General features: G+C 66.7%; 15 protein-coding genes. 12 read left to right on the top strand and 3 right to left on the bottom strand.

The features are described 5' to 3' along the window. Positions 1-86 precede the first annotated feature (86 nt). Together CRO50_RS03005 and CRO50_RS03000 are read right to left on the bottom strand one after the other, a co-directional pair. Positions 87-557 carry a MarR family winged helix-turn-helix transcriptional regulator gene (locus CRO50_RS03005; protein ID WP_157791744.1) on the bottom strand — a complete coding sequence of 157 codons (471 nt, stop codon included), beginning with the start codon at positions 555-557 and terminating at the stop codon, positions 87-89. Positions 558-700: 143 nt separating this feature from the next. Next, entirely contained in the window at positions 701-1,873 is a 1,173-nt protein-coding gene (locus CRO50_RS03000) for a LysR family transcriptional regulator (RefSeq protein WP_097144377.1), read from the bottom strand. A 240-nt stretch (positions 1,874-2,113) separates the two neighbouring features. On the opposite strand from CRO50_RS03000, the gene CRO50_RS02995 reads away from it, so the two are divergent. From CRO50_RS02995 to CRO50_RS02975, 5 genes are all read left to right on the top strand, one after another. Continuing rightward, entirely contained in the window at positions 2,114-2,845 is a 732-nt protein-coding gene (locus CRO50_RS02995; RefSeq protein WP_097144376.1) for a PIG-L deacetylase family protein, read from the top strand. A gap of 14 nt (positions 2,846-2,859) precedes the next feature. Further along, on the top strand, positions 2,860-3,834 hold the full coding sequence (locus CRO50_RS02990) for a VOC family protein (protein ID WP_097144375.1): 975 nt from the start codon (positions 2,860-2,862) through the stop codon (positions 3,832-3,834). Positions 3,835-3,837: 3 nt separating this feature from the next. Beyond that, entirely contained in the window at positions 3,838-4,509 is a 672-nt protein-coding gene (locus CRO50_RS02985; protein WP_097144374.1) for a 4-carboxy-4-hydroxy-2-oxoadipate aldolase/oxaloacetate decarboxylase, read from the top strand. Positions 4,510-4,635: 126 nt separating this feature from the next. Then, positions 4,636-5,697 carry a 4-oxalomesaconate tautomerase gene (locus CRO50_RS02980; RefSeq protein ID WP_097144373.1) on the top strand — a complete coding sequence of 354 codons (1,062 nt, stop codon included), beginning with the start codon at positions 4,636-4,638 and terminating at the stop codon, positions 5,695-5,697. 35 nt (positions 5,698-5,732) lie between these two features. Next, the gene (locus tag CRO50_RS02975) at positions 5,733-6,500 is read left to right on the top strand and encodes a sulfite exporter TauE/SafE family protein (protein WP_097144372.1); all 768 of its coding nucleotides are present in this window, start codon (positions 5,733-5,735) and stop codon (positions 6,498-6,500) included. On the opposite strand, the gene CRO50_RS02970 is transcribed toward CRO50_RS02975, so the two are convergent. After that, the gene (locus CRO50_RS02970; RefSeq protein ID WP_097144371.1) at positions 6,497-7,498 is read right to left on the bottom strand and encodes an Ldh family oxidoreductase; all 1,002 of its coding nucleotides are present in this window, start codon (positions 7,496-7,498) and stop codon (positions 6,497-6,499) included. The two genes, CRO50_RS02975 and CRO50_RS02970, sit on opposite strands and share 4 nt — an antisense overlap. Before the next feature lie 212 nt (positions 7,499-7,710). Between CRO50_RS02970 and CRO50_RS02965 the strand changes: the two genes are divergently transcribed. The 7 genes from CRO50_RS02965 to CRO50_RS02935 all read left to right on the top strand — a co-directional run bounded on the left by CRO50_RS02965 (position 7,711) and on the right by CRO50_RS02935 (position 15,359). Beyond that, positions 7,711-8,862, top strand: coding sequence for a CaiB/BaiF CoA transferase family protein (locus CRO50_RS02965; protein WP_097144370.1), 1,152 nt, complete (start codon positions 7,711-7,713; stop codon positions 8,860-8,862). Between the two features lie 460 nt (positions 8,863-9,322). Further along, positions 9,323-10,225 (top strand): bifunctional methylenetetrahydrofolate dehydrogenase/methenyltetrahydrofolate cyclohydrolase FolD, encoded by a 903-nt coding sequence (gene folD / locus CRO50_RS02960; RefSeq protein ID WP_097144369.1) that lies wholly within the window; start codon positions 9,323-9,325, stop codon positions 10,223-10,225. Between the two features lie 48 nt (positions 10,226-10,273). After that, a complete protein-coding gene (purU, locus tag CRO50_RS02955) occupies positions 10,274-11,158 on the top strand; it encodes a formyltetrahydrofolate deformylase (protein ID WP_097144368.1) in 885 nt (294 codons plus the stop codon). A 487-nt stretch (positions 11,159-11,645) separates the two neighbouring features. After that, positions 11,646-12,290 (top strand): helix-turn-helix domain-containing protein, encoded by a 645-nt coding sequence (locus tag CRO50_RS02950; RefSeq protein ID WP_097144367.1) that lies wholly within the window; start codon positions 11,646-11,648, stop codon positions 12,288-12,290. A gap of 164 nt (positions 12,291-12,454) precedes the next feature. Further along, a complete protein-coding gene (locus CRO50_RS02945; RefSeq protein WP_097144366.1) occupies positions 12,455-13,339 on the top strand; it encodes a class II glutamine amidotransferase in 885 nt (294 codons plus the stop codon). 2 nt (positions 13,340-13,341) lie between these two features. Next, positions 13,342-14,025 (top strand): GltB/FmdC/FwdC-like GXGXG domain-containing protein, encoded by a 684-nt coding sequence (locus CRO50_RS02940; RefSeq protein ID WP_097144365.1) that lies wholly within the window; start codon positions 13,342-13,344, stop codon positions 14,023-14,025. 11 nt (positions 14,026-14,036) lie between these two features. Then, positions 14,037-15,359, top strand: a complete 1,323-nt coding sequence (locus CRO50_RS02935) for an FMN-binding glutamate synthase family protein (protein WP_097144364.1) — start codon at positions 14,037-14,039, stop codon at positions 15,357-15,359. Positions 15,360-15,449 lie beyond the last annotated feature (90 nt).

Raw genomic sequence — 15,449 nt, 5'->3', positions numbered from 1 at the left:
GCGCCGCTTCACCCCCTACAAAAAGACCCACCCTGCGCCACTGGCGTAGGGTGGGTGCCAACCCGGCTCTCGCGGCGGGTCGGAGTTCAGAGAGAGATGTTCATCATCTTGCGCAGCAGATCCTTCAACTGCTGCTCCTCCCCGGCATCAAGGTTGCTCACCACGCGCCGCTCCAGGCGCTGCAGGTCCTCGTCCGCGCCTTCCAGCAGCTGGAACCCCTTGCTGGTCAGCGAAACACAGATCGACCGCGCATCGGTCAGCGAGGCGGCGCGGCGCACTAGCCCCTTGCGCTCCATCCGGCGCAGGGTATCGCTGACGGTATTCACATCCAGCGCCACCATTTCCCCGATCGCCTTCTGGGACGAATTGGGCCGTTGCCCGATCACCAGCAGCAGCGCCAGCTGCCGCGAGGTAATGTCGTAATCCGAAAAGACCTCCGGGAATTGGCTTTCGCAATTGAAATGCGCCCGCCGCAGGAGATGCACGAGAACATCCAGAAGCATGTACTTCTGCGCTACGCTGGAGGTCCCCAGCTCGATATCCGCTCTTTCATTCACCGTTCTGATCCACTCATACATGCGGGCGACCAACGCGCCGGTTCATGGGAAACTGGCTGCAAGAGGCAGGACGCTGCCTATTTGCTTTGGTTTCCCCAATAGACAATGATCAGGCTCAATTATCTATTCTCGCTTGCAAAAATCTAATAGGACCTTTGTCGTACCGCCTTTTCCAATTCACCAATCATGGCCTGCTGAGCAGCGGTCGGAATCCAGCCAACCCTTGATGTCAGACCAATTAATCGCTGACCGTCGGGTGGCTGAAATGGAAGCGGCACCAATAGACCAAGGTCTATTTCCGAGGCGACCTGCAACCCAGAGACAATGCCGATGTGATCCGATTCCCTCAGCAGTTGTCTCATCAGGATAAGGGACCCGGTTTCAACCACGCTTTCGGGCCGGTCACGCCCCTCGAAAAGCTGGTCGAAGATCTGCCGGGTGGGGGTCGCGCGCCGCGCCACGACCCAGGGCAGGGCCGCCAGTTCCCCGAGCGTCAGGTCCTCCCGGTCCAGCATCGGATGGTCGGGTCCGACGACCAGGATGACCTCGTCCTCGAAGAGCGCCTGCTGCACCACGTCGCCGATCGGCAGCGGGTCCCGCAGCGCGCCAAGCAGGAAGTCGATGTCCCCCATCCGCAGCCCGCGCAACAGGTCGTCGTAGCGCCCCTCGGCGATGCGTATCGAGATCCGGGGCCGGGTCCGGCGGAAGGCGATGATCGCCCGCGCCAGGATCGAGCTGCGTGACAGCGGCAGGGCGCCGATGACGATCTCGCCGGCCTCGCGCCCCTCCAGTTCGGCCAATTCCATCACCGCCTGGTCGAGTTCGGCGAAGGCCAGCCGCGCCGCATCCGCCAGGGCGCGGGCCGCACGGCTGCTTCGCAGGCCCATGGCGCTGCGCTCGAAGAGCGGGCGCCGGGCCTCGGATTCCAGGGCGCTGACGGCGCGGTGAACGGTGGGCTGCGCCAGCCCCAGCTGCCGCGCCGCCAGGGTGAAGTTCTCGAGCTCGCGCAGGGCGATCAGCGCCTCCAGCTGGGCCCGCGTCGCGGTCTGGCTGAGGCGCGGAGAGATCGGCGCCGCGGCCTCGTCGATCCGATCCAGCGCCCGCCTGACACGGGCGGCCAGAAGCTCCCCCGCCGGGGTGGCGAAAAGACCCTGGGACTGGTGGCGGAACAGCGGCTGACCCAGCATCCGCTCAAGCTTTGCCATGGCCTGGGTGACCGCCGGTTGCGACAGGTTGCACTCCTCCGCGGCGCGCGAGACCGAGCTCAGCCGGGCCACCGCCAGGAAGACCCTCAGATGTCGCAGATTCCACTTCATCGCCCCGGCCCCTCCGCCAAGATCATGCGCCGGCGCGTCCAATCTGCGCTGCAGCAAATTCCTATCGCCCGGCGCACCGCAATTGATGGATCACAGCCACATCATTCCCCCGGCGACCGGAATAGCTATAGCATGATCTTATAGCCTGTCACCGCCTTCAAATTTGGCTTTTCCGGGCATTTGCCCGATGGTCCACGCAAACCCCATCGTGCCCCGAGGGGCGCCCGGAAGGAGGCTCTCATGTCCGACAAACCCACCGTTCTCGTGATTTCCGCCCATGCCGCCGATTTCGTCTGGCGCTGCGGTGGCGCCATCGCGCTGCATGCCGAGAAGGGCTATGACGTGACCGTGGCCTGCCTGTCCTTCGGGGAGCGCGGCGAAAGCGCCCGCCTGTGGAAGGAGGGCAAGAGCCTGGACGAGGTGAAGGCGATCCGCCGCGCCGAGGCCGAGGCCGCCGCCGATGCCCTGGGTGCCGCCCACCTGGAATGCTTCGATCTGGGGGACTACCCGCTGCACATGGAGAAGGAGGACAAGTTCGCCCTCGTCGACCTGATCCGCAAGGTGCAGCCGAAGTTCATGCTGAGCCACAGCCAGTATGACCCCTACAACACCGACCACATGTACATGACCCAGATCGCCTTGGAATGCCGGATGATCGCCCAGGCCTGGGGCCATAACCCCGGTGAGAAGGTGCTGGGCGCGCCGCAGCTTTATCTCTTCGAGCCGCATCAGACCGAACAGATGGGCTGGAAGCCCGACACCTTCCTCGACATCACCCCGGTCTGGGACAAGAAGCGCGCCGCCATGGAATGCATGAACGGCCAGGTGCACCTGTGGGATTACTACACCCGCGTCGCACAGCAGCGCGCCAACCACTTCAAGCGCAACTCGGGCGGCATGTCCGGCGGGCGCGATTGCCTTTACGCGGAAGGCTTCCAGTCGATCTTCCCGCGCACCGTGGACGAGCTTTGAGGGAGGAGGACCCGATGGCACAGATACCCACCATGCCGCAGCCCGACCTGGCCCACCTGGGCCACGTGGAGGTGCTGACCGACAAGTTCGAGGAAAGCCTCGACTTCTTCACCCGCGTCTTCGGGCTGAAGCTCTCGGCGCAGGAGGGCGACAGCGCCTATCTGCGCGCCTGGGAGGACTACGAGTTCTGCTCGCTCAAGCTGACGAAGTCCGACACCACCGGCATCGCCCACGTGGGCTATCGGGTTGCCTCTCCGGAAGCGCTGGAGCGGCGGGTGGCGGCCATCGAGGCCAGCGATTACATCAAGCACGGCTGGGTCGACGGCGACCTGTCGCACGGCCGCGCCTATCGCTTTGAAGACCCCTTCGGCCATGTCTTCGAGCTGTATTGGGACACGGTGAAATACCAGGCCCCGCCCGAGGATGCCTCGGCGCTGAAGAACCTCGCGTCGCGCTACCACCACACCGGCATCAGCCCGCGCCGCATCGACCACGTGAACCTGCTGGGCGAGGACGTGCGGGCCTTCAAGACCTGGGTGGACACCTGCCTTGGCTCCCGCGTGACCGAGTATATCCAGCTGGACAATGGCCGCATGGGGGGCTGCTGGTTCTCCTGCAACAACAAGACCTATGATCTGGTGTGTTCCGAAGAGCGGGGCGGCGGCAATGGTCGTTTGCACCATGTCACCTTCGCCACCGACACCCGCGAAGACATCCTGCGCGCCGCCGATATCTATCTTGAGAACGGCGTCCATATCGAGACCGGGCCGCACAAGCACGCGATCCAGGGCTCGTTCTTCCTCTATGCCTGGGAGCCCGCGGGCAACCGCATCGAGCTGGCCAATGCCGGCGCGCGGCTGATCCTCGATCCCTCCTGGGAGCCCGTGGTCTGGACCGAGGCCGACCGCAAGAAGGGCCAGGCCTGGGGCCTGAAGACCATCGAGACCTTCCACACACACGGCACTCCGCCGGTCAAGAAAGAGGACTGACCCATGGGTGTCGTCGTTCAGAACATTGCACGCGCCGATCAGGCGATCATCGACGAACTGGGAGCCGCGGGCGTGGCCACCGTGCATGAGGCCGCCGGGCGCACCGGCTGTCTCGCCGCCTACATGCGCCCGATCCAGCAGGGGGTGAAGGTCGCCGGTTCCGCCGTGACGATTTCGGCCCCGCCCGGTGACAACTGGATGCTGCACGTGGCGATCGAGCAGCTGAAGGAGGGCGACCTGCTGGTGCTGGCGCCGACCTCGCCCTGCGACAACGGCTATTTCGGCGACCTTCTGGCGACCTCTGCCCAGGCGCGGGGCTGCCGGGGGCTGATCATCGACGCCGGAGTGCGCGACACCGCCGACCTGCGCGAGATGAACTTCCCCGTCTGGTCCAAGGCCGTGTCCTCGCAAGGAACGGTGAAAGAGACGCTGGGATCGGTGAACGTGGATATCGTCTGCGCCGGTCAGACCATCCGCGCCGGCGATATCGTGGTGGCCGATGACGACGGTGTCTGCGTCGTGCGCCGCGAGGATGCCGAGACCGTGCTGGCGGCCACGCGCAAGCGGCTGGAGGCCGAAGAGGCCAAGCGGGTGCGGCTGGCCGCCGGCGAGCTGGGGCTCGACATCTACGACATGCGGCCGCGTCTCGAGGCCAAGGGTCTGAAGTATATCTGACCGGGGATCGCCTTCCTGTCGGAAGGCGGCACGTAGACGGGGGGAGGGGGCGCTGCCCCCTCTTGAGCCCGTGCCGGGCTCAATTCACCCCCGGAGTATTTTCAGCCTGGTGATGGGAGTTTTGCGATGAGCTATGAGGCCGATGGCATTCCCTGCCTGTGGATGCGGGGCGGGACCTCGAAGGGGGCCTATTTCCTGGCCTCGGATCTGCCTGCCGATGTGGCGGAGCGGGATGAACTGCTGCTGCGGGTGATGGGCTCACCCGATGCACGGCAGATCGACGGGATCGGCGGAGCGGATCCGCTGTGCTCGAAGGTCGCGGTTCTGTCGCCGTCCTCGCGCGCGGATGCGGATGTGGATTACCTCTTCCTGCAGGTCTTCGTCGATCAGCCCATCGTCACCGATGCCCAGGGCTGCGGCAATATCCTGGCTGGGGTCGGCCCGGCCGCCATCGAGCGCGGGCTGGTCGCGGCCTCGGGCGAGGAGACCCGCGTGCGCATCCACATGCTGAACACCGGAGAGGTGGCCGTGGCCAGGGTGCGGACACCGGGCGGACGGGTGAGCTACCGGGGCGATGCCGCGATCGACGGTGTGCCCGGCACCCATGCGCCGATCCCGCTGATGTTCACCGGGATTGCGGGCTCGATGACCGGCGGGGGCGTGATGCTGCCGACCGGACGGGGCGTCGACGTGATCGACGGCGTGGAATGCACCCTGATCGACAACGGCATGCCCTGCGTGATCATGGCCGCTTCGGATTTCGGCCTGACCGGCCGGGAAAGCCGCGAAGATCTTGAGGCGAACAGCGCCCTGAAGGAGCGGATCGAGGCGATCCGGCTCAAGGCCGGGCCGCTGATGAACCTTGGGGATGTCGCCGAGAAGTCGGTGCCGAAGATGACGCTGGTTTCAGCGCCTCTGGCCGGTGGCGCGATCAACACCCGCAGCTTCATCCCGCATCGCTGCCATGCTTCCATCGGGGTCTTTGCCGCCGTCACCGTGGCCTCGGCCTGCCTGGTCGAGGGCTCTCCTGCCGCGAAGCTGGCGGTGCTGCCCGAAGACGGGCGCTTTGCCATCGAGCATCCGACCGGCGCCGCCGAAGTGGTGATCGAGACGGAGGCGGGCGAGATCACCGGCGCCGGGACGATCCGCACCGCGCGCAAGCTTTTCGACGGGCGCGTCTTTCCGTGAATTGCGCCGCGCCAAGGCCCGGCGCATAAGGCGGCATGGACGCATTTCTCGACTTCATCCAGAACGGGGCCCTGAACGGGCTGTCTCCCGGCGCGGGCGCGCTGCTGCTGGCGATGAGCCTGCTGGGCAGCTTCATCACCGCCAGCCTCGGGCTGGGCGGCGGGGTGCTGTTGCTGGCGGTGCTGGCCAGCTTCATGCCCGCCGCCGCGCTGATCCCGGTGCATGGGGTCATCCAGCTGGGGTCGAACTTCTTCCGCGCCGCCGTGCTGCTGGGACGGGTCCACTGGAAACCCGTCGGCGCCTTCCTGGCAGGCAGCCTCGTGGGCGTCGCCATCGGGGGCTCGGTCGCCGTGCAGCTGCCACCGGGGCTGGTGAAGATCGCCGTCGGCACCTTCGTGCTCTGGTCGGTGTTCCGCAAGCCGCCCGCCTGGCTTGCCCGCGCGGCGCTGCCGACCGGGCTGGTCTCGTCGGTGCTGACCATGTTCTTCGGTGCCACCGGGCCCTTCGTGGCCAGCTACACCCGCTCGCTCGCCCTGCCCCGGCAGGAGCACGTGGCCACCAATGCCGTGCTGATGACCGTGCAGCACCTGCTGAAGACCGGGATGTTCGCCGCCCTCGGCTTCGCCTTCGGCCCCTGGGCGCTGTTCATCGCGGCGATGATCGCCATGGGCTTCCTCGGCACGCTTCTGGGCAAGCAGGTGCTGACCCGCTTCAGCGACCGCGGCTTCAAGCGGGCGCTGGACATCCTGCTGGTGCTGATCTCGCTCAGGCTGATCGTGACCGGAGCCCTGACCTTCTTCTAGCGCCCGATGGCGTCGATCTCGGCCAGCAGTTTGTCGTCGACGGTGATGCCCTCGCGGGTCAGCTCTTCCCGGATCTTCTGGCGGCGGCGGCCGGGCAGGCGGGCACCCTCCATCCCCTCGATCTGGCCGGCCAGCGTGGCGAAGCGGGTGATGGCATCGGGTGACATGGCACTGGCGTCGATGGCCAGGATCGACTGGCCGATATTGAGTGGCGCGCCCTCGAGATCGAAGAAGCTGGGGGCCTCGTAGGCGAAATGCGCCCCGGTGAGGCCGGCACAGAGCATCTCGACCATGATCGCCAGGGCGGTGCCCTTCGCCTCTCCCATCGGGACCATGGTGCCCTGCATCGCGGCCCTGGCGTCGGTGGTGGGGTTGCCCTGGGCGTCCAGCGCCCAGCCCTCGGGGATGTCCTCTCCGCGCTGGACGGCGGCCATGATCTTGCCCTTGGCGACCTTCGACAGCGAGATATCGACGACCACCGGCTCCGCGTCGCCGAGCGGGGCGGCGAAGGCGACGGGATCGGTGCCGAAGAGCGGCTTGCGGCCCCCCCAGGGCGCCATGGCAGCGGGGGCATTGGCCATGAAGATGCCGATGCAGCCCTGCTTCGCCAGCGCCTCGACCGGCAGGCCGGCAACACCGCAATGGTGCGAGCGCCCGATGCCGGCCATGGCGATGCCGTTCTCGCGGGCCATCTTCGGCAGCTCTTCCAGCGCCAGGTCCAGCGCCGGATAGGCGAAACCGTTCATCGCGTCGATCAGCAGGGTGCCGGGACGGGTGCGCTCGGCGCGCGGGGTGGCCTGGCCGTCGACCCGGCCGGAAAGCGCATGGGCCGCGTAGATCGGCAGGCGGCGCAGCCCGTGGCCGTACTGGCCGGTCAGCTCGGCCCCGACCAGGGCCTCGGCGACAGAGGCCGCATTGCCGGGCATGGTGCCGCAGCGGATCAGCGTATCGGTGACAAGAGAGCGGGCGTCGGCGACGGAAAGGGTCTGGGTCTGCATGATCTGTCCGGGGGAGAGTGTCTTTTGCCAGCAAAGGGACAGAGCCGGACAGGAAGGTCAAGGCGGCACGGGGCCCCTGCCCCCTGCTGCCGCCGCTTTGCGCGGCTGCGCGCCGCTTCATGCGCCCCACGCATGAAGCCATGAGCGGAACTCGTTTCAAATCGGCCCCTTGGCCCGCTAGGAAGGGGCGGAACATGAGACGAGGGAATGACATGGCAGAGGCTCCGCTGAAGGGTCTGAAGGTGGTCGAGCTGGCACGCATCCTGGCGGGCCCCTGGATCGGCCAGAGCCTGGCCGACCTGGGCGCCGAGGTGATCAAGGTGGAAAGCCCCGAGGGCGATGACACCCGTCGCTGGGGACCTCCCTTCATCACCCGTCCCGACGGGCAGGGCGGAGAGGAAGAGGTCGCCGCCTACTTCCACGCCGCCAACCGGGGCAAGACCTCTGTCACCTGCGATTTCTCGGACGCGGGCGACCTGGCGAAGCTGAAGGCGCTGATCGGCGAGGCCGATGTGCTGCTCGAGAACTTCAAGGTCGGCGGGCTGAAGAAATTCGGCCTGGACTACGAGAGCCTGAAAGAGGCCAACCCGCGGCTGATCTATGCCAGTGTCACCGGCTTCGGCCAGGACGGACCACGCGCCAGCCAGCCGGGTTATGACTTCCTGATCCAGGGCATGAGCGGCATCATGGACCTGACCGGCGATCCCGATGGCGAGCCGCAGAAGATCGGCGTCGCCTGGATCGACATCTTCACCGGGCTCTACGGGGTCATCGGCGTGCAGGCGGCGCTGGCCGAACGGGCGCGCTCGGGCCTGGGCCAGCAGGTGGACCTGAGCCTGCTGGACAGCGGCGTCGGCGTGCTGGCCAACCAGGCGATGAACCAGCTTCTGGGCGGCACCAACCCGACCCGTCTCGGCAATGCCCACCCCTCGATCGTGCCCTACCAGGTCTTTCCGGCCGCCGACGGGCATTTCATCGTCGCCTGCGGCAATGACCGCCAGTTCCGCGCGCTTTGCGCCATCCTCGAGCTGCCGCTGGCCGATGATCCCGCCTTTGCAACAAACCCGGCTCGTGTGCAGAACCGCGACAGGCTGGCCGCGCTGATCTCGGAGAAGACCGGCGCCCGGCCCAAGGCCGAGCTGATCGCGGCCATGGAGGCTTCGGGCGTGCCCGGCGGGCCGATCAACACCGTGGCCGAAGCGCTGGCCGATCCGCAGATCACCGCCCGCGGCATGCAGATCGCGCCCGAGGGAATCGCCGGGCTGCGCAGCCCGCTGAAGTTCTCGCGCTCGCCGCTGGTGACAGAGAAGGCCGCCCCGGCGCTTGGGGTCGGCGGCTGGACCTTCCGCTCTGGCGAAAGCTGAGACAGGGGCCTTTTGCATACATTTTGACGAAAGTCCGGGGTGAGGGTGGGCTACTTCCCACCTCACTCCTCCGACAGAGGCTGGCATAGGGCGGGAGATATCCCACCCTTTTCCAACGCCTGATGCCTCTCTGCGCGCTTTCCCGCAGTTCACGCCGAAAAATGCGTGACCTCCGCATCCGAGTCTGTGTATACATTCCGTCGGAGAGGAGAGGGCGCCCCGCGCGCCCGAGGAGGACTAACTTGCTGGCAGCCCCTGCAGCCTGGCCCTGTACGCCCCGTGGCGTTCGCTTTTGGCCCCGCGCGTTCCCGAAAGGAAACAAGCGACCGCATTTCGCCGTCTTTTCGCGCGGAAGTGTCGCCCTCGGCGCTGCGGATGGCTGTTTCTTCTCCAGAACTTCCGGTACGGCGAGGACCATCCCGTGCCACCCAGGTGGCGGACACAACAGGAGCCTGAACGGATGAGTGCTAAGATCATTGATGGCAAGGCCTTCGCTGCCGACGTGCGGGGCCGCGTGGCCGAACAAGTTGCCCAGCTCAAGGCCCGGCACGGGCTGACCCCCGGCCTGGCGGTGGTGCTGGTCGGCGAGGACCCTGCCTCTCAGGTCTATGTCCGCAACAAGGGCAAGCAGACCATCGAAGCCGGCATGAACTCCTTCGAGCACAAGCTGGACGCCTCGACCCCCGAGGCCGAGCTGCTGGCGCTGGTCGAAAAGCTCAACGCCGATCCCGCCGTCCACGGCATCCTGGTGCAGCTGCCCCTGCCCGATCACATCGACGAGGCCAAGGTGCTGGCCGCCATCGACCCTGCCAAGGACGTGGACGGTTTCCACATCTCGAACGTAGGCCTGCTGGCGACCGGGCAGAAGGCGCTGGTGCCCTGCACCCCGCTTGGCTGCCTGATGATGCTGCGCGATCACCATGGCTCGCTCTCGGGACTGAACGCCGTGGTGGTGGGCCGCTCAAACATCGTCGGCAAGCCGATGGCACAGCTGCTGCTGCGCGACAGCTGCACGGTGACCATTGCCCACAGCCGCACCAAGGACCTGGCCGAGGTCTGCCGCGGCGCAGATATCCTGGTGGCCGCCGTCGGCCGTCCGCAGATGATCCCCGGTGACTGGGTCAAGCCCGGCGCAACGGTGATCGACGTGGGCATCAACCGCATTCCCGCGCCCGAGAAGGGCGAGGGCAAGACCCGCCTGGTCGGCGACGTGGAGTTCGACAGCGCCGCCGCCGTGGCCGGCGCGATCACCCCCGTGCCCGGCGGTGTCGGCCCGATGACCATCGCCTGCCTGCTGGCCAACACCCTGACCGCCTGCGCCCGCGCCGCCGGGCTGCCTGAACCCGAGGGCCTGACGGCCTGAGCCATAAAGGGCCCCGCAAAGGGGCCCGCTTCCAACAAGGATCAACCCATGAGCGAATATACCCTCACCGTGACCTGCGCGACGCAGCGCGGCATCGTCGCCAAGATCTCGGGCTACCTGGCCGGGAAAGGCTGCAACATCACCGACCTGGCGCAGTTTGACGACACGATCACCGGGCGCTTCTTCAGCCGCGTGACCTTCGTCAGCGAAGAGGGCGCGGGGATCGACGAGCTGCGGGACGGCTTCGGTGAGGTCGCGGGTGAATTCGACATGGAGTGGAAGTTCCACGATCCCTCCGAGCGGATGAAGGTGATCATCATGGTCTCGCGCTTCGGGCATTGCCTGAACGACCTGCTCTACCGCGCCCGCATCGGGGCGCTGCCGATCGACGTGGTGGCGGTGATCTCGAACCACATGGATTACCAGAAGGTCGTGGTGAACCAGGACATCCCCTTCCACTGCATCAAGGTCACGAAAGAGAACAAGCCCGAGGCCGAGTCCGCGATCATGGACGTGGTGCGCGACACCGGCGCCGAGCTGATCGTGCTGGCGCGCTACATGCAGATCCTCTCGGACGAGATGTGCCAGAAGATGTCGGGCCGGATCATCAACATCCACCACTCGTTCCTGCCCTCCTTCAAGGGGGCCAACCCCTACAAGCAGGCGTATGAGCGCGGCGTGAAGCTGATTGGCGCGACCTCGCACTACGTGACCGCCGATCTCGACGAAGGTCCGATCATCGAGCAGGACACCGTGCGCGTGACCCACGCCCAGTCGCCCTCGGATTACGTGTCGCTGGGCCGTGACGTGGAAAGCCAGGTGCTGGCCCGCGCGATCCACGCGCATATCCACCACCGCGTCTTCCTGAACGGCAACAAGACTGTGGTCTTCCCGGCCTCGCCCGGCTCCTACGCCTCGGAGCGCATGGGGTAAGCAGCGGTCCATGCCGCCCTGGCGGCATGGATGAAACGCTCCGGGGGAGCGTTTCAAGCTGCGCACGCGGCGGGCGCAAGCCCGTCGCCGGGGTGCATCTACCACACGCACCGCCCGCATCATGCACGGGTTCGGTCAATTCACGGGCGGAGCCCCGGGGTGCAAACCCGTAGGGTGGATGCCAATCCACCATTGGCCACCGGAAGGTGGGATATCTCCCACCCTACGCTCGGAGGGCCGCGCCCGACCCTGGGTGGGCGCCTCCAGACCCATGGCCAGCGCAAGCTCCCCGAAGCTCCCACGCCGAGCCCCGATCTTCCGACATCGCCAATGCGCCCTCCCGGGGGGAGGGTCGGGCGCGGCCCGGTGCTGCGCACCGCGCCAAGGGTCACGTAAGCGCAGGGTGGGCGCCAGCCCACAATGACGACACCTTCCCTCTGCCGCCGCAACATGCTCTCTTTGTTCCGACCAACAGAGAGAGCCCCTCGTGACCGACACCCCCGAGAAACCGGCCAAGCTGCGCCAGAACCCCCATGCCCTGCGCGAACACCGCGAGAAGAACCTGGAAGCCGCCATCGGCCGCCAGGTGCGCGAGCTGCGCAAGCGGCAGCGGATGACCGGCACCGACCTGGCGCAGGCGGCGGGACTGTCGGTCGGCATGTTGTCGAAGATCGAGAACGGGGTGATCTCGCCCTCCCTCTCGACCATCCAGACCCTGGCCCATGCGCTGCGGGTCCCGCTGGTGCAGCTCTTCTCGGGCTATGAAGAGGCGCGCGGCTGCGTCCATACCAAGGCCGGCGAAGGCGCCGAGGTCGACCGCGAAGGCACCCGCGCCGGGCATCAGTACAACCTGCTGGGCCATATCGGCTCGAACAACTCGGGCGTGGTGGTCGAGCCCTACCTGATCTCGCTGACCTCGGACAGCGACCGCTTCCCGGTCTTCCAGCACGAGGGGATCGAGATGCTCTACATGATCGAGGGCCTGCTGGATTACCGCCACGGAGATCAGCTTTACCGGCTCGAGCCGGGCGATACGCTGCTCTTCGACTCGGATGCGCCGCACGGGCCGGAAGGCCTGGTGGCCTTCCCCATCCGCTACCTTTCGATCATCACCTACCCCCAGCAGAAATAGCCCTGCCCGAATTTTCAGCAGAAATTTCCCCGGCGGCAGAAGGGCTTCCGGAAAGCCCCTGCTGATTTTCCCCAGAAGCTATTTCTTTTCTTGATGGGAAACACTCTTTCCAGCTAGGAAAGGTCCAACGGGGCGCCTGGCCCCCTGGACTATGGAGAGAGAACATGTGTGGCATCGTTGGCCTCTTCCTCAAGAAGGATGAGCTGCGCCCGCGCCTGGGCGACATGCTGACCGATATGCTGATCACCATGACGGATCGCGGCCCCGACTCGGCCGGGATCGCGATCTATGGCGATGCGGCAGAGGGTCTGAAATTCACCGTGCAGTCGGACGACCCGGCTGCCTTTGACGGCCTGGCCGAGGCGCTGGAAGACGCGCTTGGCGTCAGCGTCCCGGTGACGTTGAAGGACACCCACGCGGTGCTGCTCGTCCCCGCCGACAAGCAGGCCGGCGCGGTAGAGCTGCTGGAGACCCGAGGCCTGCGCATCATGGGCATCGGCGAGGCGATGGAGATCTTCAAGGAAGTGGGCCTGCCGAAGGACGTGGCCGAGCGCTTCGGCCTGCGCCAGATGGGCGGCAGCCACGGCATCGGCCATACCCGCATGGCCACCGAATCCGCCGTGACCACCCTTGGCGCGCATCCCTTCTCGACCGCCGAGGACCAGTGCCTTGTCCACAATGGCAGCCTGTCGAACCACAACGACATGCGCCGCAAGCTGGCCAAGAAGGGCGTCTTCACCAAGACCGAGAACGATACCGAGGTGGGCGCGGCCTATATCTCCTCCCGCATCGCCGAGGGCGCGAGCCTGGGCGAGGCGCTGGAAGGCACGCTGGAAGACCTGGACGGCTTCTTCACCTTCGTCACCGGTACCAAGAACGGCTTCGGCGTCGTGCGCGATCCGATCGCCTGCAAGCCCGCCGTCATGGCCGAGACCGAGGACTACGTGGCCTTCGCCTCTGAATACCGCGCCTTCGCCGACCTGCCGGGCATCGAGACCGCCCGCGTCTGGGAACCGGAACCCGCCACCGTCTACTTCTGGGAGCGCTGATCATGCCGACCATCGACATGTCCAAGACCGAGCTGCGCGAGGTCAATGCGACGCTGCAATCCGCCGCCGGCACCCAGGCAACCGAGGCCTATGTGCTTGAGAACCCGCGCGGCTCCCACGCCGTGGCCGTGGGTCTGAACGGCCCGCTGGATGTCACCGTGAAGGGCTCCACCGGCTATTACTGCGCCGGGATGAACAAGGATGCGACGATCCACGTGGAAGGCTCCGCCGGTCCCGGCGTGGCCGAGAACATGATGTCCGGCACCGTGGTCATCGACGGCGATGCCAGCCAGTACGCCGGGGCCACTGGCCATGGCGGGTTGCTGGTGATCAAGGGCAATGCCTCCTCGCGCTGCGGGATCTCGATGAAGGGCATCGACATCGTGGTGCATGGCTCCATCGGGCACATGTCCGCCTTCATGGCGCAGAAGGGCAACCTTGTGGTGCTGGGGGACGCGGGCGATGCGCTTGGCGACAGCCTCTACGAGGCACGGCTCTTCGTGCGCGGCTCGGTCAAATCCCTCGGCGCCGATTGCGTCGAGAAGGAGATGCGCCCCGAACACCTGGAAATCCTTGCCGATCTGCTGGCCAGGGCCGGGGCCGACGCCAAGCCCGAAGAGTTCAAGCGCTACGGCTCTGCCCGCACGCTTTACAATTTCAACATCGACAACGCCGACGCGTATTGAGGGGACCGGCCATGAGCACTCCTACCACCGAACCGCGCCAGTCCTGGACCTTCTCGAAAGAGACGAACTCGGAAATCCGCCGCGCGGCGGCCACCGGCATCTACGACATCCGTGGCGGCGGGGCGAAGCGGCGCGTGCCGCATTTCGACGACCTGCTGTTCCTTGGCGCCTCGATCTCGCGCTATCCGCTGGAAGGCTACCGCGAGAAATGTGACACCTCCGTCACCCTCGGCACCCGCTTCGCCAAGAAGCCGATCGAGCTGAAGATTCCGATCACCATCGCGGGCATGTCCTTCGGCTCTCTCTCCGGTCGCGCCAAGGAGGCCCTGGGCCGTGGCGCCACCATGGCGGGCACCTCGACCACCACCGGCGACGGCGGCATGACCGAGGAAGAGCGCGGCCATTCCGAGAAGCTGGTCTACCAGTATCTGCCCTCGCGCTACGGGATGAACCCCGACGACCTGCGCCGTGCCGATGCCATCGAGGTGGTGGTCGGCCAGGGTGCCAAGCCCGGCGGCGGCGGCATGCTGCTGGGTCAGAAGATCACCGAGCGGGTCGCCGGCATGCGCGACCTGCCCCAGGGGATCGACCAGCGCTCGGCCTGCCGCCACCCGGACTGGACCGGCCCCGACGATCTGGAAATCAAGATCCTCGAGCTGCGCGAGATCACCAACTGGGAAAAGCCGATCTACATCAAGGTCGGCGGCGCGCGGCCCTACTACGACACGGCGCTGGCCGCCAAGGCGGGCGCGGATGTGATCGTGCTGGACGGCATGCAGGGCGGCACCGCCGCAACGCAGGATGTCTTCATCGAACACGTCGGCCAGCCGACCCTGGCCTGCATCCGCCCCGCCGTGCAGGCGCTGCAGGACCTCGGGCTTCACCGCGAGGTGCAGCTTGTCGTCTCGGGCGGCATCCGCACCGGGGCCGACGTGGCCAAGGCGCTGGCGCTTGGCGCCGACGCGGTCTCAATCGGCACCGCCGCGCTGGTGGCGCTTGGGGACAATGACCCGAAGTGGGAAGAGGAATACCAGAAGCTGGGCACCACCGCTGGCGCCTATGACGACTGGCACGAGGGCCGCGACCCCGCGGGCATCACCACCCAGGACCCCGAGCTGATGAAGCGCCTCGACCCCGAGGCCGCCGGACGCCGGCTGCGCAACTACCTCAACGTGCTGACGCTGGAATGCCAGACCCTGGCACGGGCCTGCGGCAAGAGCCATGTGCACAATCTTGAGCCGGAAGACCTCTGCGCGCTGACGATGGAGGCCGCGGCCATGGCGCAGGTGCCTCTGGCTGGCACAAACTGGTGGCCGGGCAAGCCGGGGTTCTGAGACGAAGGGTAGCGGCGGGGCAAACCCCCGCCCTACGCCTTTCGGCACCCCGCCAGGCGCCACGGTAAACAACGGCGGGTGCCACTCCAC

Source organism: Pseudooceanicola antarcticus (assembly GCF_900215355.1).
GTDB lineage: Bacteria > Pseudomonadota > Alphaproteobacteria > Rhodobacterales > Rhodobacteraceae > Pseudooceanicola > Pseudooceanicola antarcticus.
The sequence above is the reverse complement of the archived record's forward strand: the minus strand, read 5'-3'. Positions and strand labels throughout refer to the sequence as shown.

Bases quoted from the DNA above. Each gene is read 5' to 3' on its own strand.
- CRO50_RS03000 (WP_097144377.1), bottom strand. From the start codon at position 1,873: ATGAAGTGGAATCTGCGACATCTGAGGGTCTTCCTGGCGGTGGCCCGG.
- CRO50_RS02995 (WP_097144376.1), top strand. From the start codon at position 2,114: ATGTCCGACAAACCCACCGTTCTCGTGATTTCCGCCCATGCCGCCGAT.
- CRO50_RS02990 (WP_097144375.1), top strand. From the start codon at position 2,860: ATGGCACAGATACCCACCATGCCGCAGCCCGACCTGGCCCACCTGGGC.
- CRO50_RS02985 (WP_097144374.1), top strand. From the start codon at position 3,838: ATGGGTGTCGTCGTTCAGAACATTGCACGCGCCGATCAGGCGATCATC.
- CRO50_RS02980 (WP_097144373.1), top strand. From the start codon at position 4,636: ATGAGCTATGAGGCCGATGGCATTCCCTGCCTGTGGATGCGGGGCGGG.
- CRO50_RS02975 (WP_097144372.1), top strand. From the start codon at position 5,733: ATGGACGCATTTCTCGACTTCATCCAGAACGGGGCCCTGAACGGGCTG.
- CRO50_RS02970 (WP_097144371.1), bottom strand. From the start codon at position 7,498: ATGCAGACCCAGACCCTTTCCGTCGCCGACGCCCGCTCTCTTGTCACC.
- CRO50_RS02965 (WP_097144370.1), top strand. From the start codon at position 7,711: ATGGCAGAGGCTCCGCTGAAGGGTCTGAAGGTGGTCGAGCTGGCACGC.
- folD (WP_097144369.1), top strand. From the start codon at position 9,323: ATGAGTGCTAAGATCATTGATGGCAAGGCCTTCGCTGCCGACGTGCGG.
- purU (WP_097144368.1), top strand. From the start codon at position 10,274: ATGAGCGAATATACCCTCACCGTGACCTGCGCGACGCAGCGCGGCATC.
- CRO50_RS02945 (WP_097144366.1), top strand. From the start codon at position 12,455: ATGTGTGGCATCGTTGGCCTCTTCCTCAAGAAGGATGAGCTGCGCCCG.
- CRO50_RS02940 (WP_097144365.1), top strand. From the start codon at position 13,342: ATGCCGACCATCGACATGTCCAAGACCGAGCTGCGCGAGGTCAATGCG.
- CRO50_RS02935 (WP_097144364.1), top strand. From the start codon at position 14,037: ATGAGCACTCCTACCACCGAACCGCGCCAGTCCTGGACCTTCTCGAAA.